General features: G+C 70.3%; 15 protein-coding genes. 6 read left to right on the top strand and 9 right to left on the bottom strand.

Annotated elements, in window-relative coordinates; translation table 11 throughout:
- Window positions 1–375: 375 nt before the first annotated feature.
- The 4 genes from ACWDA7_RS39830 to ACWDA7_RS39815 all read left to right on the top strand — a co-directional run bounded on the left by ACWDA7_RS39830 (window position 376) and on the right by ACWDA7_RS39815 (window position 4,929).
- Window positions 376–1,137: a DeoR/GlpR family DNA-binding transcription regulator gene (locus tag ACWDA7_RS39830; protein WP_450611281.1), complete on the top strand. Its 762-nt coding sequence runs from the start codon at window positions 376–378 to the stop codon at window positions 1,135–1,137.
- Window positions 1,134–2,087 carry a 1-phosphofructokinase gene (gene pfkB, locus ACWDA7_RS39825; RefSeq protein WP_450611279.1) on the top strand — a complete coding sequence of 318 codons (954 nt, stop codon included), beginning with the start codon at window positions 1,134–1,136 and terminating at the stop codon, window positions 2,085–2,087. Before ACWDA7_RS39830 ends, pfkB begins: the two co-directional genes overlap by 4 nt.
- A gap of 232 nt (window positions 2,088–2,319) precedes the next feature.
- Entirely contained in the window at window positions 2,320–4,410 is a 2,091-nt protein-coding gene (locus ACWDA7_RS39820; protein ID WP_450611277.1) for a PTS fructose transporter subunit IIABC, read from the top strand.
- A gap of 264 nt (window positions 4,411–4,674) precedes the next feature.
- Complete coding sequence (locus ACWDA7_RS39815; protein WP_359405471.1) at window positions 4,675–4,929, top strand: hypothetical protein; 255 nt, start codon at window positions 4,675–4,677, stop codon at window positions 4,927–4,929.
- A gap of 85 nt (window positions 4,930–5,014) precedes the next feature.
- On the opposite strand, the gene ACWDA7_RS39810 is transcribed toward ACWDA7_RS39815, so the two are convergent.
- From ACWDA7_RS39810 to ACWDA7_RS39800, 3 genes are all read right to left on the bottom strand, one after another.
- Window positions 5,015–5,764, bottom strand: a complete 750-nt coding sequence (locus tag ACWDA7_RS39810; RefSeq protein ID WP_450611275.1) for a DUF6227 family protein — start codon at window positions 5,762–5,764, stop codon at window positions 5,015–5,017.
- A gap of 157 nt (window positions 5,765–5,921) precedes the next feature.
- Window positions 5,922–7,136 carry a L,D-transpeptidase gene (locus ACWDA7_RS39805; RefSeq protein WP_450611273.1) on the bottom strand — a complete coding sequence of 405 codons (1,215 nt, stop codon included), beginning with the start codon at window positions 7,134–7,136 and terminating at the stop codon, window positions 5,922–5,924.
- A gap of 139 nt (window positions 7,137–7,275) precedes the next feature.
- A complete protein-coding gene (locus tag ACWDA7_RS39800; protein WP_450611271.1) occupies window positions 7,276–8,301 on the bottom strand; it encodes a P1 family peptidase in 1,026 nt (341 codons plus the stop codon).
- A 182-nt stretch (window positions 8,302–8,483) separates the two neighbouring features.
- Between ACWDA7_RS39800 and ACWDA7_RS39795 the strand changes: the two genes are divergently transcribed.
- Window positions 8,484–8,681, top strand: coding sequence for a hypothetical protein (locus ACWDA7_RS39795; protein ID WP_450611269.1), 198 nt, complete (start codon window positions 8,484–8,486; stop codon window positions 8,679–8,681).
- A 70-nt stretch (window positions 8,682–8,751) separates the two neighbouring features.
- Here the strand turns inward: ACWDA7_RS39795 and mscL are convergent, their stop codons facing one another.
- From mscL to ACWDA7_RS39765, 6 genes are all read right to left on the bottom strand, one after another.
- A complete protein-coding gene (mscL, locus tag ACWDA7_RS39790; protein WP_450611267.1) occupies window positions 8,752–9,222 on the bottom strand; it encodes a large conductance mechanosensitive channel protein MscL in 471 nt (156 codons plus the stop codon).
- A 135-nt stretch (window positions 9,223–9,357) separates the two neighbouring features.
- Entirely contained in the window at window positions 9,358–9,894 is a 537-nt protein-coding gene (locus ACWDA7_RS39785) for a hypothetical protein (RefSeq protein WP_450611285.1), read from the bottom strand.
- Window positions 9,895–10,535: 641 nt separating this feature from the next.
- Entirely contained in the window at window positions 10,536–11,369 is an 834-nt protein-coding gene (locus ACWDA7_RS39780; RefSeq protein WP_359405453.1) for an S-methyl-5'-thioadenosine phosphorylase, read from the bottom strand.
- A gap of 76 nt (window positions 11,370–11,445) precedes the next feature.
- On the bottom strand, window positions 11,446–11,742 hold the full coding sequence (locus ACWDA7_RS39775; RefSeq protein WP_450611265.1) for an FmdB family zinc ribbon protein: 297 nt from the start codon (window positions 11,740–11,742) through the stop codon (window positions 11,446–11,448).
- Between the two features lie 68 nt (window positions 11,743–11,810).
- On the bottom strand, window positions 11,811–13,082 hold the full coding sequence (locus ACWDA7_RS39770; protein ID WP_450611263.1) for an MFS transporter: 1,272 nt from the start codon (window positions 13,080–13,082) through the stop codon (window positions 11,811–11,813).
- A gap of 287 nt (window positions 13,083–13,369) precedes the next feature.
- Entirely contained in the window at window positions 13,370–14,884 is a 1,515-nt protein-coding gene (locus tag ACWDA7_RS39765; protein ID WP_450611283.1) for a potassium/proton antiporter, read from the bottom strand.
- Window positions 14,885–15,162: 278 nt separating this feature from the next.
- Between ACWDA7_RS39765 and ACWDA7_RS39760 the strand changes: the two genes are divergently transcribed.
- Window positions 15,163–17,910: a penicillin acylase family protein gene (locus ACWDA7_RS39760; RefSeq protein WP_450611261.1), complete on the top strand. Its 2,748-nt coding sequence runs from the start codon at window positions 15,163–15,165 to the stop codon at window positions 17,908–17,910.
- Window positions 17,911–18,000: the final 90 nt, after the last annotated feature.

The following is an 18,000-nucleotide window of genomic DNA, read 5'->3' as shown; positions in this document are numbered from 1 at the left end:
TTGGCGTGGTCGATGGCGAGGTCGATGGCGAGGTCGATGGCGAGGTCGATGGCGAGGTCGATGGCGAGGTCGATGGCGAGGTCGATGGCGAGGTCGATGGCGCCCGGCGGGTCGCGTTCCGCGTGACCCGCCGGGCGCCATCGTGTTGCGGGGTGGACGGGGCGCGGGAGGCGCCCGCGCGGGATCAGTCGTGTGTCCGGTGGGGCGCGGTCCCGTCTGCGCGTCCTGTGCCCCTGTCCTGCGTGCTGACGTTGCCCGGGGTATCGACGCCCGTTTGTGTCCGTTCCGGGGCCCGATCCTGTTTACTTTTCGGAAATTCAGACGTAGCCTCCCGAGGAAACCACACGTTCGGGCATGAGTCGGAGGCGAACGGACATGTACGCACCGGAGCGGCAGCAGGAGATCCTCCGGCTCGCCCGTGACGGCGGGCGAGTGGACGTGGTGTCGCTGGCCGAGGAGTTCCAGGTCACGGCCGAGACGATCCGCCGGGACCTCAAGGCCCTCGACCGGGCCGGCCTTCTGCGCCGGGTGCACGGCGGGGCGATCCCCGCCGGACGTCTGGACTTCGAGCCGGACCTCGCCGAGCGGGAGTCCACCGCGGCCGACGAGAAGGACCGGATCGTGAGGGCGGCCGTCGCAGAGCTGCCGAGCGAGGGCACGATGATCCTCGACGCCGGCTCGACCGTGGCCCGGCTGGCCGGGGCCATTCCCCTGGACGCCGCGCTCACGGTCGTCACCCACAGCCTGCCCACCGCGGCCCGTCTCGCGGACCACCCCGGTATCCAGCTCCATCTGGTCGGGGGGCGTGTACGCCACCGTACGCGCGCCGCGGTGGACGCCTGGGCGCTGCGCGCGTACGGCGAGATCCGCGCCGACGTGGTGTTCATCGCCGCCAACGGCTTCTCCGCCGACCATGGACTGACCACGCCCGACCTCGCCGAGGCCGCCGTCAAGCGCGCCGCGATCCACGCCGCACGCCGCGTGGTGCTGCTCGCCGATTCCTCCAAGCACGGCGAGGAGCACTTCGCCCGTTTCGGGGGTCTCGGCGATGTGGACCTGCTGATCACCGACAGCGGTCTGAGCCCCGAGGACGCCACCGCGATCGAGCGCGGCGGCACGGAAGTAGTGCGCGCATGATTCTCACCGTCACCCCGAACCCGTCCCTCGACCGCACCTACGAGGTCCCCTCCCTCGACCGCGGCGAGGTCATCCGGGCCACCGGCGAACGCATGGACCCGGGCGGCAAGGGCGTGAACGTCTCGCGTGCGGTCGCCGCCGCCGGACGGCGCACGGTCGCCGTGCTGCCCCTGGGCGGCGCACCGGGCGCCCTCGTCGCCGAACTGCTGCACGCGCAGGGCATCGAGGTCGCCCCGGTCCCGGTCGCCGGAGCCACCCGATCCAACATCTCCGTCGCCGAGCCCGACGGCACCCTCACCAAGATCAACGCGCCTGGCCCCGAGCTCTCGACGGCCGAGGCCGAACTCCTCCTGGAGACGGTCCGCGAGCAGTACCGCGCGGCCCGGATCACCTGGATCACCTGCTGCGGCAGCCTCCCGCGCGGCCTTGCACCGTCCTGGTACGAGGATCTGGTCGCCCGAGCCCACGCCGCCGGTGCCCGGATCGCGCTGGACACCTCCGGGCCCGCGCTGCTGGCGGCCTTGCGCGAACGCCCGGACGTGGTGAAGCCGAACGCCGAGGAGCTCGCGCAGGCCGTCGGGCGCCCCCTCGCCACGGTGGGCGACGCGGTCAAGGCGGCCGAGGAACTGCGCGGGATGGGCGCGGGCGCCGTACTCGCGAGCCTCGGCGCGGACGGCCAGCTGCTGGTGTCCGACGTGGGCGCCTGGTACGGCAGCGCACACGTCGACGTCGTACGCAGCAATGTCGGCGCCGGCGACTCCTCCCTCGCCGGTTTCCTGATCGCGGGCGGCGCCGGCCCGGAGGCCCTGGCCTCCGCCGTGGCCCACGGAGCCGCGGCGGTCCAGCTGCCCGGCAGCGTGATGCCGACCCCGGCCGATCTGGACCCCTCCGCCGTGACGGTCACCTCGGCGGTACCCGTGGACCGTGTCCTGACGGAGCCCGTGTCATGACCGCGCGCGTAGCCCATGTCCTCACCGCATGGCCGGTCCGTGTCGTCGACACGTGCGCCACACGCCTCGAACCGGACTTGACGCGGCGGGGTCTCCCCGGCCCCGCCGCGGCCACGGAAGGGCGGGGTTTCTCCGGCCCCGCCGCCGCTTCCATCCCTGCACCACCCTGCATCCCCGTCCCCACCCGCGCCCACCGAGAGCCCCGGGCGATACGCGTGCGAAGGAGCCCGCGATGAGCGAGATGATCAACGCGGACCTGGTCGATCTCGACCTGTCCGCCGACACCAAGGAGGCGGCGGCACGCGCCCTCGCCGAGCGGATGGTGGCCCAAGGCCGGGTGACCGACCTGGACGGCTTCCTCGCCGACGTCGCGGCACGGGAGGCCCAGATGCCGACCGGCCTCGACGGCGGCATCGGCATCCCGCACTGCCGCAGCGAGCACGTCACCGAGCCGACGCTGGCCTTCGGGCGCAGCGCGCGGGGCATCGACTTCGGCGCCGCCGACGGTCCGGCCGATCTGATCTTCCTGATCGCCGCCCCGGCGGGCGCCGACGACGCTCACCTCACGATCCTGTCGTCGCTCGCCCGCCAGTTGATGAACGCCGAGTTCACCTCCGCGCTGCGGGCCGTGGACGAGGCCGCGGCCGCGGCCGCGCTCATCCGCGGGGACGAGGCCCCGGCCGCCGGCGGCTCCGAAGACTCCGCGGTGGCGTCGACCGAGGCGGCCTCCTCCGGCGCCACCGCGGACGGCGCGGCCCCGGCGAAGGCGGCGTCCGCGGACACCTCCGCCCCGGCCGGCGACACCGGCAGCTCCGCCGAGCGCCCGTTCCGTGTCGTCGCCGTCACCTCCTGCCCGACCGGCATCGCCCACACGTACATGGCCGCCGAGTCACTGGAGAACGCGGGCCGTGAGGCCGGCATCGAGGTGGTCGTCGAGACCCAGGGCTCGGCCGGCTTCACCCGGCTCGACCCCGCCGTGATCGCTGCTGCGGACGGTGTGATCTTCGCCCACGACGTGCCCGTGCGGGACAAGGACCGCTTCGCCGGCAAGCCGACCGTCGACGTCGGTGTGAAGGCCGGTATCAACCGCCCGGCCGAGCTGATCTCCGAGGTGCGCGACAAGGCAGCGCGCGGTGAGGTCACCGCGGCGGCCCCTGGCGGAACGCCCGTCGAGCGCGCCGGTGACTCCGGCGAGGGCTACGGCACCAAGCTGCGCAAGTGGCTGATGTCCGGCGTGAGCTACATGGTTCCGTTCGTCGCCGCGGGCGGTCTGCTCATCGCCCTCGGCTTCGCGATCGGCGGCTGGCAGGTCAACAAGGCGCCGTCGGTCATGGACCACTTCGTGTGGACCCAGACGGACAGCTGGGGCGCCCTGCTGTTCCAGATCGGTGGTGTGGCCTTCGGCTTCCTCGTCCCGGTCCTCGCCGGCTACATCGCCTACGGCATGGCGGACCGGCCCGGTCTCGTCCCCGGCTTCGTCGGCGGCGCGATCGCCCTCACCATCAACGCCGGCTTCCTCGGCGGCCTCGCAGCCGGTCTGATCGCCGGTGGTGTGGTGATGGCGATCCAGAAGATCCACATCCCGGCGACGTTGCGCGGCATCATGCCGGTAGTGGTGATCCCGCTGGTCTCGTCGGCGATCGTCGGGTTCCTGATGTTCGTCGTGATCGGCAAGCCCATCGCCTCTGCCCAGAAGGGCATGACCGACTGGCTCAACGGCCTCTCCGGCGCCAACGCCGTCCTGCTCGGCGCGCTGCTCGGCCTGATGATGTGCTTCGACCTGGGCGGACCGGTCAACAAGGTCGCCTACACCTTCGCCACGGCCGGCATCGCGGTCTCCAATCCGAGCGACTCGGCGATGAAGATCATGGCCGCGGTGATGGCCGCGGGCATGGTCCCGCCGCTGGCGATGGCACTGGCCACGACGGTGCGCGGCAAGCTCTTCACGAAGACCGAGCGTGAGAACGGCAAGGCGGCCTGGGTGCTCGGCGCCTCCTTCATCTCCGAGGGGGCGATCCCGTTCGCGGCGGCCGACCCACTGCGCGTGATCCCCTCGTCGATGATCGGCGGTGCGGTCACCGGCGCTCTGTCGATGGTCTTCGGCGCCACCCTGCGTGCCCCGCACGGCGGCATCTTCGTGGTCCCGCTGATCGGCAACCCCCTGCTCTACCTGGTGGCCATCGCCGCCGGCGTCGGTGTGACCACGGTCCTGGTGGTGGTCCTGAAGGGCATGCGCAAGCAGAGCCCCGAGGGCGCCGCGAAGGAGGCCGCCGGAGGGGCGATAGCCGCCCGCGGCGACTCCAAGCAGCCGGTAGCCGCCTGACGAGCAGCCGCCCCTCACATGTCGGCCGCAGCCCCGCGACGGGGCTGCGGCCGAAGTGCGTTGGAGGCTGCGGCAGACCGGGCCACGCGTTCCTGACGGCGCGCAGGGACATGCTGCGGGCCTTGTGACGAGCGTCATGGGCGCTAGGCCGGGCCGGGCCGTAGCCGCTTGAGCAGATCTGACCCCTTCGTACTGCTCGTCGTATCTGCGATATGCGTCACGATCCAGGGTCAAAAGCCCGGATCGTGGTGTCTACTTGGGGACATGCCTGCGCACGTGTCGACCTTCCAGCTGTTGGGTGTGCCCCTGCTCGCCCTGGCGACCGCCGTCTGGATCGTCTGTGTGGGCCGCGTCGTGCATCAGCGCCGCCTGGAGGAATCGGTCCGGCGCCACCGCACCGCGCTCCGCGCCCTCCCGCCCCAGCAGACGAGCCCGGCCCTGGAGTCCGTCGAACTCACCCCGGCCGAACGCGACGCCTTCGCGGGCCTTATGCGGCAGTTCGACGAGGGCCGCTCCTAGAACGGGTTGCGGCAGGCCGCCCTTGAAGCGGGTTACGACGAGGGCGTTCCTGGAACTGGCACGGGTGCCGATGGATCGTGCGGTGTCAGCCCAGCGTCGCCGCGCGTCGTTCCATCGCTTCGCGCGCCGCATCCTCGGAGGCGTACACCTCGCACATGTGCCGGCCGTCCGGCGTCGCCGTGTGCTCGACCTCCCACAGGGACAGCTCCCGGCCGTCCCGCAGCAGGAAGGCGTGCTCGTAGAGCGAGAAGCACAGCCCCGCCTGCCCGGCTCGGTTCGGGCGCCCGAAGGCCTGCGTGATCTCGTGCGCGAACGCCGAGCCCAACAGTAAGGTCGCCAACTCCGCGTCCGGCCGGTCCGGGTTCTCCGCACGGCGCAGCAGCCGGCGTGCGTGGTCAGCCGAGTCGTCGGGCACATAGGCGTGTCCGGGCTCGGGGACGGGCGACATCTGCACCACGACGGGCAGCTCGAAGTCGGGCGCGTCCGGCGGCAGCGGGAGCCGGGCCGTGGCGGCGCGCAGCTCCTCCTCGTCCGCGTACACCTCGTGCTCCAGGTGACCGCTCGCGCCCGTGTTGTGGACCAGCTCCCACAGGGTGACCGCCGAGCCGTCCGCGAGCAGCCAGGTGTGCCGGTACGTCTCCCTGTGCAGTCCCGCGCTGTGGTGCGCCGAGTGCAGCGAACTGTCGTACGCCAGCGCACAGTCGAGCGTTCCTATCGTCTCGTCCGGCAGCTCGAAGGAGTTCAGGGCACGACCGAGGAGCCGCTCGAGGTGCTCCTCAGGAGACTCGGGCGACTGGGCTGACTCGTACGCTGCCGTCTCGTACGGAACGCTCAAGCTCTCTCCCGGCGTTGCTGCATGTCACCTTGTGGGTGCATACCGTAGCCCCTCGGTCGGACATCATGTCCGGGAACCGAGAAAACGTACGGTGGGAAAACGGACGGGCCGCGCGGAAAGTTCCCGCGCGGCCCGAGTGTTCGTCATATGACCGGAGTCAGACGGTACTTCCCGCGGTCCAAGCGCTCCACGGCATGTTCCAGCCGTTGAGGCCGTTGTCCGGAGCGACCGTTGTGTCGGGGGAGTGCTGGACGATCACCACGTCCCCGATCAGTGAGTTGTCGTAGAACCACTTGGCGGAGGTGTCCCCCTGGGCCCCCTGCACGTCCGCGAGTCCGACACAGCCGTGGCTGGTGCCCTCACGACCGAAGGGCGGGTTGGCCTTGTTGTACCAGTAGTTGCCGTGGATGAACGTCCCGCTGCCGGTCAGCCGCATCGCGTGCGGCACGTCCGGGATGTCGTACTCGCCGCCGAGGCCCACCGTCTGGCTGTTCATACGGGTCTGCACGAACTTCTCGGAGATCACCATCTGCCCGTTGTACGTGGTGTGCTGCGGGCTGCCCGACGAGATCGGGACCGCCTTCAGCGTCTTGCCGTCCCGCACCACCGTCATGGTCTGCGTGTTGACGTCGACCGTGGAGACCTGTGAGCGCCCGATGGTGAAGGACACGGTCTTCTTCTGCACGCCGTAGACGCCGTTCGCGCCCTCGACCCGGTCCAGGTCGATCTTCATCGTGACCTTGGAGCCGGCCTTCCAGTAGTCCTGGGGGCGGAAGTCCAGCCGCTGCGACCCGAACCAGTGCCCGACGACCTGCTGCCCGCTGCTGGAGGTCACGGTGATGTGGGACTGGACGGCCTTCTTGGCGGTGATCGCCTTGTCGAAGGTGAAGGACACCGGCATTCCGACGCCGACCGTCGTCCTGTTGTCGGGCGTGTACGTCCCGATGAAGCTGTTCGCCGACGAGACCGTGGTGAAGATGGAGTTGGCAGCCGCCACACGGTTGTCCGCGTCCTTGGCGGTGGCCGAGATCTCGTACTTGGTCCCGCGTTCCAGCTGCTGCGCGGGCTTCCAGGACGTCCCGCCCGCGGACACCTTGCCGGGAACGGCCATGCCCGTCCCCGCCACGGTCATCGTCACCTCGGTCAGCCTGCCGTCACTGACCCGCACCCCGGTCGCGTTGACGGACGCGTCGGTCGAACCGTCCTTCGCGGAGATGGCGATCTTGGCGGCCGAGGTCTTGGCGGAGTCCTGTCCGTTTTTGTTGTTGTCGGCATTGGCACTGCCACCGCAGGCCGTCAGGGTCAGGGCGCCGACCATCAAAGCGGCACAGGCCCCCAGTGCGCGCCGCGCTCGCATGTCCGGCGTTGTCACAAGCTTCTCCAGGTCGTTGTCATGTGGGTGGTCCGCTCGAGTACGTGGAGAGAGAGCTGACACTGCGGCAAAGGGTTCCCTTCCACCGCGTTGAACACCCTCACGTGACAGAACCGGGACAATCGTCCCGCGCCGGTGTCTAACGGCCGTACAACTCTTCGTACGACGGCCATGTCCCGCCCGGCCCGTCCACCGACTCCGCGGCGCGCACCGCCCGTACGATCGCCCGCGTCACCAGGTCCGCGCCCGCCGCGAGCACTTCGTTGAGCGCGAGGGGGCTCGCGGACGCCGGCGGATGCGTGCCGGTCGCCAGTGCGAACACCGTGTCCCCGTCGTTGAGCAAGTGCGCCGGACGTACGGCGCGCGCGATCCCGTCGTGGGCGACGCCTGCGAGCTTCTGCGCCTGCGCCTTGGTGAGCTCGGCATCGGTCGCCACGACCGCGAGGGTCGTGTTCATCAGCGAGCGCGGCATTTCGGCGGCGAGCTCGGCGAGGCGCCGCCCCGCGGCCTCGTGCACGTCCGGCGACGGGTGGTCGAAGTGGGCCTGGAGCAACTCCCCGTACAGAGCCCCCGATTCCGGGTCGATCGCCGAGCCTACCGCGTTGCACACCACCAGAGCGCCCACCGTGATCCCCGAGTCCAGCAGGACGCTCGCGGTGCCGACTCCGCCCTTGAGCTGCCCGATCGTCGCCCCCGTGCCCGCGCCCACGCAGCCTTCCGCAACAGGCGCCCCTGGCTCGCTGGCGGCTGCCGCTTCCACCGCCGCCCGGCCGACCGCCGCGTCCGGCCGGGCCTTGAAGTCGCCTCCGCGGCCCAGGTCGAAGATGCAGGCGGCCGGTACGACCGGCACGACGTGCGTCGTCTCGGGGCCGACCCGCACCCCGCGACCGCGCTCCTCCAACCAGGCCATCACGCCCGACGCCGAGTCGAGCCCGTACGCGCTGCCTCCCGTCAGGACGACGGCATCGACCTTCTGCACGAGGTTGCGTGGATCGAGCGCGTCGGTCTCCTTCGTGCCGGGACCGCCGCCGCGCACGTCCACCGCCGCGACCGCGCCGCCCTCCGGGGCGAGGACGACCGTGGTCCCGGTGAGCCGGCCGTCGCCGATGCGTGTCGCGTGCCCCACGCGCAGACCCATGACATCTGTCAGAGCGTCAACTGTCATGTGCCCATGATCCTTCGTCCTCTGCCACTCAGAACCTCCCGTGCGCCGATCCCGGCGGTGGCCCGTCCTGGCCACCGTGGTCGTCGGTGGCAGGGAGGAGCGGTGCCGGGGGCCGGGGCCAGCGGGAGCCGCGGACCTGGGCGCCGCCCCGTGGGGCGCCGCCGTGGACGTACGCTGGTGGTATGAGCACCATCACCCCTTCCCGCGAGCAGCGGGATTCCGAGCCCGAGCCCAAGGACGCCCTCGTCTTCGACGACCCGCTGAACCAGCAGTCCTCGGACGACACGGACCGGGGGTGGGGCGAGAAGCCCGCGTCGAGCGGCGACAGCGCCGCCGACCTGGCGCGCTTCCTCGACGAGAAGCCGCCCCACCACCTGTGACGGACGCTCCCTCTCGCGGGGCGCGCGCCTGTGAACGGATCCTCCGGGGCGCCGCCGGGCCTTCGGACAGCTAGGACCGGCTCCGGCCGGAGCTGCGCTCGGCGACGATAGCGTCGCGGATCTCCTTGAGCACCTCCAGCTCGGTCAGCTCCCCCACCTCGTGGGTGCCTTCCTTCGCCCTGCGGCGGGCCTCCTGGCGGGCCAGGAACTTGGCCATGGGCAGGACCATCAGGAAGTAGACGACCGCTGCCGTGATCACGAAGTTCAGCGTGGCGCCGAGGACCGAGCCCCAGAAAATGCGCACGCCCGTCGCGGTGTCGCCGGTGCCCGTGCACGGCGCTTTGAGGCAAGAGCTGTAGCTGTCCAGGCTCTTGGTGCCGAGCGCGCCCACCACCGGGCTGATGACCCCCTTCACCACCGAGTTGACGATGTTGGTGAAGGCGGCGCCGATGACCACCGCGACCGCCAGATCGACGACGTTTCCTCGCATCAGGAAGGCTTTGAAGCCCTGCCAGATGCTCGGCTCCTTCTTCTCGACCACCAGTGGGCCCTTTCTTGATCGCGCATGCTGCGGAACGAACCGGTCCGCAACCTACGTCAGGGCTTCCCGGGCTTGTCCAGCCCATGCCATGAGGAAGGGCACTTCGTGACCGGTCGGTAAGCTTCGCCCGCTCGCTCAGCACAGCGTCACCGCCAGCCGTGAGGTCGCTCCGGCGCCGGCCAGGCGCGCCGCCGTGGTGCGCGGCACGGAGAGCACGACCAGCGCGCCGTTCTCGGTCGGGTCGACGTCCGGGACCCGGGTCACACGGGCCCCGGCCGCGACGACCTTCGCGCCGCCGCCCCCGTCGGCCGCGATCACGTCGACCCGGGCGCCGGGACGCAGCATTCGTACCGTGGCCCCGTCCGCGATCCGTACCGGCGCCGTCACCATCTGGACCGCACTCCGTTCCCGTCCGGGGCTGGCCGCCGGAGTCGGACGCCGAGAGGCGTCCGGATGTCCCCGGGCACCCTCGGAGCCGCCCGGCCCCGTCGCCACGAGTGCGGCCGCCGTGACTGCCAGGCCCACGGCCACGGCCCGCCTTCGGTGCCGTACCAGACGCCGCAGCTGGTGGCGGCCGCCGCGCACCCGCACAGGAGCGAAATGCGGCACTGAGCACGTGGGAGGGGTGTCCGTGCGGACCGGGACGTCAGTGTCCGATGGGTCGGCGAACACGTCCGGATCCGGCCGGACGGCGAATGCCTGGGCTGAGTCCTGCCGGTGGATGGGCCACGCGGAGGTCTCCCTGTGCGGTGGGTACGAGAAGGCGTCTCCAGGTGGTCGGTCCGCGAAGACGGGCTCGAGAGGCCGGTGCATGTAGGCATCCCCTCGCGGTAACGCCGCCCCGGAAGCCTGCCCGTACGTAGGCATCACGGAGTCGGCCGGGGGTGCGAGGCGTGCGGAAGGAGAGGAAGCCCAGGTCGGAGGGGAAGAAGCCGACGTAGGAGAGGAAGGGGCGTAGGGCGAGAACCGGGTCATGCTGATCACCACCTGCATCACGAGATCGGAACGCGATCCACGATGAGGCTTGGCGCCGGAGTCCGCTGACGCCCGTGGACTACCGGCCGGTTGTGGACAACACGCTCACCCGAACGGGACGTTCCGCCCGCCGGAGCCGAGACCTACGCCCAGGCCCTTCCGGACGCCAAGGCCCGCGCCCACACCGGCACCGCGGCCCACGCCAACGCCCATCCCAAGGCCGGGACAGTCGCCTACCCCCATCCCGACGCCGAGGCCGACGCCCACTCCCGTCCCCACGCCGACGCCCGCGCACCCACCGACCCCCAACCCGGCCCACCCGGCGTCCGCGCCGTCGATCAGGGCAGCTCGAACCCCGGATCCATCCCGCCCAGTGCCGTCCGGCACAGGCAGTCCCGCTTCTCGTTCGCCGGGAGACCCGCCACCGTGTCGAACAGCACGCCCCGCAGCCGGTCCACATTCGCCGCGAACACCTTCAGCACCTCGTCGTGCGAGACGCCCTCACCGGTCTCCGCTCCCGCGTCGAGGTCCGTGACCAGGGTCAACGACGTGTAGCAGAGCTCAAGTTCACGGGCGAGCACAGCCTCGGGATGGCCGGTCATGCCCACCACGGACCAGCCCTGCGCCTGGTGCCACAACGATTCGGCACGGGTGGAGAACCGCGGGCCCTCGACCACGACCAGCGTGCCGCCGTCCACCGCCTCCCAGTTGCGCCCGCGCGCCGCCTGGAGCGCCGCGACGCGGCCAGTGGGGCAGTAGGGGTCGGCGAGGGACACGTGCACCACGTTCGGCACGGCGCCGTCCGGCAGCGGCAGCCCGTCGAAGTAGGTCTGGGTCCGGGCCTTGGTGCGGTCCACCAGCTGGTCCGGTACGAGGAGCGTCCCGGGACCGTACTCGGGGCGCAGCCCGCCCACCGCGCAGGGCCCGAGGACCTGCCGTACGCCGACGGCGCGCAGCGCCCACAGGTTGGCGCGGTAGTTGATGCGGTGGGGCGGCAGATGGTGTCCGCGGCCGTGGCGAGGGAGGAAGGCGACGCGCCGGCCGGCGATTTCCCCCAAGAACAAAGAGTCGCTGGGCGCCCCGTACGGGGTGTCGACCCGGACCTCGGTCACATCGTCGAGGAAGGAGTAGAAGCCGGAACCGCCGATGACGCCTATCTCTGCGTTCTCCATGGCGAGCACAGTAGCTGGCTCCGGACAGCACCAAGACCCCGCTGTCCCATGAGACGGCGGGGTCCGGTCGGCAGCCTTACGCGGCGGAGGAGGTGCTGCTCGTCGACGACGAGCCGGAGTCCGACGAGGAGGACGAGCCGGACGACGACGAGGAGCTCGACGGCTTGGACGTCGCCGGGCTGCTGCTCGAGGACGAGCCGCGGCTGTCGTTGCGGTAGAAGCCGGAGCCCTTGAAGACGATGCCGACCGCGGAGAACACCTTCTTCAGGCGGCCACCGCAGTTGGGGCACTCCGTCAGTGCGTCGTCGGTGAACTTCTGCACCGCCTCGAGGCCCTCGCCGCACTCGGTGCACTGGTACTGGTAGGTCGGCACTAGTCTTCCTCCTGGCACTCTCACTCAATGAGTGCTAACGACCATCAATAGTGTCGTATTCCTTGGGATCAGTCCACCGTGAGCGGCACGCGGTGACCGACGCCACGTGCCACAGTGCGGCCGGCCGGGTGTGTCGCCAGCCGTGACCGCAGGGTCACGAGGGTCGCGAGTGCCAGCACCGTTCCGGCCATCGGGACCAGGAAACCGGCGCCGCCCCACAGGCGGTCCTCCAATTGTCCGGCAACCGTGACCGCTGCCGCCTGGCCGAGCGCGACGGCGCCGGTCAGCCAGGTGAAGGCCTCGGTGCGGGCGCCGGCCGGGACCAGGCCCTCGACCAGCGTGTAGCCGGTGATCAGGGCCGGTGCGATGCACATGCCCACCAGAAGGCCGAGGCCGGTCAGGACGACCACGGAGTGCGCGGTCCACAGACCCGAGGCGGTCAGTGCGAGGGCCGTGTAGCCGATGACCAGGCGGCGCTGTGGGGCGGCCTTCCAGGCGACGGCGCCGCACACGATTCCGGAGAGCATGTTGCCGGCGGCGAAGATTCCGTACAGGGCGCCGTTCAGGCCGGGCTCGCCGATCGACTGGGTGAACGCGGCGAGCGAGACCTGCATGCCGCCGAAGACGGTGCCGATGCCCAGGAAGGTCACGATCAGCACTCGCACACCAGGGATCCGCAGGGCGGAAGTGTGCTCCACGCGCGCGTGCCGCACGACGGCGACGGGCGGCTGCGTGCCCTTCTGGGCGGCGAACAGCACACCGCCGACCAGGGTCAGCGCTGCCTCGGTGAGCAGGCCCGCGGCCGGTGCCACGGTGGTGCACAGGGCCGTCGCCAGCAGCGGCCCGACCACGAAGGTCAGCTCGTCGGTGACGGACTCGAAGGCCGCCGCCGTCGCCATCAGGGGCGAGTCCTGGAGCTTCACGCCCCACCGGGCGCGCACCATGGGACCGATCTGCGGTACCGAGGCCCCGGTGGGGACGGCCGCCGCGAACAGGACCCACAAGGGTGCGTGCGCCAGCGCGAGCGCCGTCAGAGAGGAAGCGGCCAGGGTGTGTGCCAGGACGCCGGGGAGCAGTACCGCGCGCTGACCGTGGCGGTCGGCGAGCCGGCCGCTGTAGGGCGCGCACAGTGCCATGGAGACACCGGTGACCGCCGCGACGGCGCCCGCGGCGCCGTACGAGCCGGTCGTGTGCCGTACCAGCAGCACGATGGAGAGGGTGAGCATCGCGAACGGCTGACGTGCCGCGAAGCCCGGGATCAGGAACGTCCAGGCGCCGCGGGTGCGCAGCAGCCGGGTGTAGCCCGGACGGGACGACTTCGAGGTGACCGTGGATGCCACGGCCCGTGCCTTTCTGCCGCCTGGTAGCGCGGCCCCCGTTGGGCGCGTTCGCCGTCGGGGCACGCCGAGAGCTGTCCTCTTGCGCGTACTGCGGTAGATACCGGCGCTCGCAGGGGGAGCGTCCCGGCCGCCATACGGTCGCGCCAGCTCTGCGTCAGGCAGAGTTGGTTCGATCAGGGTGCGCCTTGAGTGTACAGAGGTGAAGGCCGAACACACCTGTGAAAGCGCGCACCATGCCCTCCTTCACCTGGGATTCCGCGCGGTGTGATGTACCCGGAAGCATGCGTTCAACGCCTGCGGTCCGGCCCCTCGTCGCCGGTCATGCCCAGCCATCCGGCGAGCTTGCCGCCCTGACCGACGGCCCGCAGGCGCTTCTCCGCCGCATCGCGGACCTGGTCGGTGGCGACCACGAGGAGTTCGTCCCCGCGCCGCAACACCGTCGTCGGCAGCGGCACGAACGACTTCCCCTCGCGGACGACGAGGGTGACGGCGGAGCCCGCGGGCAGCCGCAGTTCGTTCACCTCGACGCCGTGCATCCGTGAACCCTCGGGAATCGCGACGGACAGCAGATGTCCGCGCAGTCGCTCCAGGGGAGCCGACTCGATGCCCAGATCGGAGGCTCCGGGGCCCTCGCCGAGGCGCAGCTGACGGGCCAGCCAGGGCAGGGTCGGGCCCTGGACGAGGGTGTAGACGACCACAAGGACGAAGACGATGTTGAAGATGCGGTGGCTGGCGTCGACGCCGTTCACCATGGGGATGGTCGCCAGGATGATGGGCACCGCACCGCGGAGCCCGGCCCACGACAGCAGCGTCAGCTCCTGCCACGGCATCCGGAACGGCACGAGGCTCGCCACCACGCTCAGCGGCCGCGCGACCATGGTCAGCACCAGGCCGATGACGAGGGCCGGCAGGACGTCGTCGCCCAGCTCGTGCGGGGTCACCAGCAGACCGAGCAGGACGAACATGCCGATCTGGGCGATCCAGCCGAGCCCGTCGGCGAAACCGCGGGTCGCGGGCCAGTGCGGCAGCTTCGCGTTGCCCAGGATCATCGCGGCGAGGTAGACGGCGAGGAAGCCGCTGCCGTGGGCGAGCGCGCCGGCCGCGTAGGCCGCGACCGCGATGGCCATGACGGCGATCGGATAGAGACCGGAAGCGGGCAGCGCCACGTGCCGCAGGCCCCAGGAGCCCAGCCAGCCCACCGCGAGGCCGATGGCGGCGCCGACGGCCAGCTCCGCGGCGATCGTCAGCAGGAGCATGTACCAGTGCTGGACGGGTCCGGCCGTGGAGAAGGCGACGACGAGGATGACGACCGGGGCGTCGTTGAATCCGGACTCGGCCTCCAGGACGCCCGTCAGGCGCGCGGGGAGGGGGACCCTTCGCAGCACCGAGAAGACCGCCGCCGCGTCGGTCGACGACACCACCGCCCCGATGATGAGCGACTGCCGCCACCCCAGACCGGTCAGGTAGTGGGCGCCGGCGGCCGTGACGCCGACGCTCACCGCGACGCCGATGAGGGCCATGGAGGTGGCCGCTGGCAGGGCCGGCCTGATGTCCTTCCATTTCGTGCCGAGACCGCCCTCCGCCAGGATCACGACCAGGGCCGCGTATCCGATGACCTGGGTGAGTTCGGCGTTGCTGAAGCGGATGCCGCCGATTCCGTCCTGGCCCATGGCGATGCCGATGCCCAGGTAGACGAGCAGGCTGGGGAACCCGCTGCGCGAGGAGATCCGGACCGCTGCCACCGCGATGAGCAGAACGAGCGAGCAGGCGAGCAAGAGTTGGTTGAGGTGGTGGACAGTCAGCGGCTGTTCCCTTCTCGCCGATCCGGGCGCCGCGGTGCGAACGCCTCCATCCGAGCACCCGAAACCCGGTGTGGGTGCGGGCTTCAGTGCAGGTACTTCATTACCTTACCTAACTCTTGACGCTTTCTTGACGATCGGGGGCGGATGATCGAACCTCCGTCCGGGCCTGTTCCCGACTCCGCGTCCAGACGCGTCGGGCCCTGCGCCTATGGTTGCTCCAGCGCTCAGTAGAAAGCACAGCCCGCCCTGCCGCTCGTGTTAGGACAGCAAGGACAGCGATGCCCCCCAACACCACCGCCTCTTCCGGCCAGAAGCCCGGCAAGTCCGGCAGGAAGAAGGGGCGCAGAGCCCGTCTGCTACTGATCGTCCTGGTTGTGGCCCTCGTGGGAGGTTTCGGCTACGGGGGGTACTGGTCCGTCAGTACCGTCCGCGCCTCCTTCCCGCAGACCAAGGGATCGATCACCCTCGAAGGCCTGACGGGCCCCGTCGACGTCAAACGTGACGGCTACGGAATTCCGCAGATCTACGCCTCGTCCGACGAGGACCTCTTCATGGCGCAGGGCTACGTCCAGGCGCAGGACCGGTTCTACGAGATGGACGTGCGCCGCCATCTGACATCCGGGCGTCTGTCCGAGATGTTCGGCAAGGGCCAGGTCAAGAACGACGAGTTCCTGCGGACCCTCGGTTGGGAGCGGGTGGCGCAGAAGGAGTACGACACCACGCTGTCGGCCTCGACCAAGCAGTACCTCCAGGCGTACGCCAAGGGGGTCAACGCCTACTTGAAGGGCAAGGACGGCAAGGACATCTCCCTGGAGTACGCGGCGCTGGGCTTCGCCAACGACTACACGCCCGAGCAGTGGACCCCGGTCGACTCGATCTCCTGGCTCAAGGCGATGGCCTGGGACCTGCGCGGCAACATGCAGGACGAGATCGACCGCTCCCTGATGACCAGCCGCCTCGGCCCGAAGCAGATCGAGGACCTCTACCCGGACTACCCCTACGACATCAACAAGCCGATCGTCCAGGAGGGCCGGTACAACAGCCTCACCAAGACGTTCGAGCCGAGCGGCTCGAAGGGTTCGCAGTCGGCGACCGGGACGTCCACCTCGGCCTCGGCCTCCTCGGCCCTGCAGAGCCAGCTGTCGGGCCTCTCCAAGGTCCTGGACAACGTTCCGGCGGCCGTCGGCGTGAACGGCAACGGCATCGGCTCCAACTCCTGGGTCGTGGCCGGCAACCACACCATCACCGGCAGGCCGCTGCTGGCCAACGACCCGCATCTGTCGCCCTCACTGCCCTCGGTCTGGTACCAGATGGGCCTGCACTGCACCGAGATCTCCAGCAAGTGCCAGTACGACGTCACCGGCTACACCTTCGCGGGCATGCCCGGCGTGATAATCGGCCACAACCAGAACATCGCCTGGGGGATGACCAACTCGGGCGTCGACGTCACCGACCTCTACCTGGAGAAGCTCTCCGGCGACGGCTACCTCTACGACGGCACGGTGAAGCCGTTCACCACCCGCGCCGAGACGATCAAGGTCGCCGGAGGTGCGTCCAAGAAGATCGTCGTGCGTGAGACGAACAACGGCCCGCTGCTGTCCGACCGCGACGACGAGCTCGTCACGGTCGGCAAGAAGGCGACGGTGGAGACCGCGGCGCCCGACCGGGGCGACGGCTACGGCATCGCGCTGCAATGGACCGCCCTGGACCCCGGCACCTCCATGGACGCCGTCTTCCAGATCGACAAGGCGTCGAACTGGGACGAGTTCCGTGCCGCCTCCCGCTTGTTCGACGTGCCCTCGCAGAACCTGGTCTACGCCGACACCAAGGGCAACATCGGCTACCAGCTGCCCGGAAAGATCCCGGTGCGCGCGCCGGGCGACGACGGCCGGTTCCCGGCGCCCGGCTGGAGCTCCAAGTACAGCTGGACGGGCCGCTACATCCCGCAGGAAGCGCTGCCCTACGAGTACAACCCGAAACGCGGCTACATCGTCACCGCCAACCAGGCCGTGATCGACAAGGCCAAGTACCCCTACACGCTCACCACGGACTGGGACTACGGCGCGCGCAGCCAGCGGATCAACGACCTGATCGACTCCAAGATCAAGGGCGGCGGCAAGATCTCGACGGACGACATGCGGCAGATGCAGCTCGACAACAGCAGTGAGATCGCCAAGATGCTGGTGCCCAAGCTGCTCAAGATCGACGTCTCCGACAAGAACGTCCGCGAGGCGCAGAAACTGCTCGAGAGCTGGGACCGGACCCAGGACGCCGACTCCGCGGCAGCCGCGTACTTCAACGCCGTCTGGCGCAACATCCTCAAGCTCGCCTTCGGCAACAAGCTCCCCAAGGAGCTGCGGGTCAAGGGCCAGTGCCTGTGGGTGGAGCCGCCCGACAACACCGGGCCCGCGGACGCCGACCAGAAGGTGCGCGAGTGCGGCGAGCGTGACGCGGACCAGGCGCAGCCGGACGGCGGCGACCGCTGGTTCCAGGTGGTGAACAACATCATCGACGACCAGACGAACGACTGGTGGCACTTGCCCGAGACGCGCACCCAGCCGGCCACCACGACGCGCGACGCCCTGTTCAAGCGCGCCCTGACGGACGCGCGCTGGGAGCTGACCGCCAAGCTGGGCAAGGACATCGACACTTGGAGCTGGGGCCGGCTGCACCGCCTGTTCCTGAAGAACCAGACCCTGGGCAGCGAGGGACCGAGCGTCCTGCAGTACATGCTCAACCGCGGTCCCTGGAAGCTCGACGGCGGCGAGGCCGCCGTGGACGCCACCGGCTGGAACGCGGCGGGCGGCTACGGCGTCATCTGGGTGCCGTCGATGCGGATGGTGGTCAACCTGGACGACCTGGACAAGTCCAAGTGGATCAACCTCACCGGCGCCTCCGGGCACGCCTACAGCGCCCACTACACCGACCAGACGGACAAGTGGGCCGCCGGCGAGCTGCTGTCGTGGCACTTCTCGAAGGCCGACGTCGACAAGAGCACGGCCGACACGCTGGAGCTCAAGCCCTGACGGACTCCGCCGCCGCGAGCCTCGGCCGCCTGGCCTCCTGTGAGCGCGCGCCGGGCCCCGGACCAGAAGGGCCCGGTCGCACAGGAGCCC

The sequence above is a fragment of the Streptomyces sp. NPDC001156 genome (assembly GCF_053598275.1).
This window is presented reverse-complemented; position numbering and strand designations above follow the sequence as displayed.

What these genes read in the sequence shown, in the direction of transcription:
- ACWDA7_RS39830 (WP_450611281.1), top strand. Translation starts at nt 376, where the DNA reads ATGTACGCACCGGAGCGGCAGCAGGAGATCCTCCGGCTCGCCCGTGAC.
- pfkB (WP_450611279.1), top strand. Translation starts at nt 1,134, where the DNA reads ATGATTCTCACCGTCACCCCGAACCCGTCCCTCGACCGCACCTACGAG.
- ACWDA7_RS39820 (WP_450611277.1), top strand. Translation starts at nt 2,320, where the DNA reads ATGAGCGAGATGATCAACGCGGACCTGGTCGATCTCGACCTGTCCGCC.
- ACWDA7_RS39815 (WP_359405471.1), top strand. Translation starts at nt 4,675, where the DNA reads ATGCCTGCGCACGTGTCGACCTTCCAGCTGTTGGGTGTGCCCCTGCTC.
- ACWDA7_RS39800 (WP_450611271.1), bottom strand. Translation starts at nt 8,301, where the DNA reads ATGACAGTTGACGCTCTGACAGATGTCATGGGTCTGCGCGTGGGGCAC.
- ACWDA7_RS39795 (WP_450611269.1), top strand. Translation starts at nt 8,484, where the DNA reads ATGAGCACCATCACCCCTTCCCGCGAGCAGCGGGATTCCGAGCCCGAG.
- ACWDA7_RS39780 (WP_359405453.1), bottom strand. Translation starts at nt 11,369, where the DNA reads ATGGAGAACGCAGAGATAGGCGTCATCGGCGGTTCCGGCTTCTACTCC.
- ACWDA7_RS39760 (WP_450611261.1), top strand. Translation starts at nt 15,163, where the DNA reads ATGCCCCCCAACACCACCGCCTCTTCCGGCCAGAAGCCCGGCAAGTCC.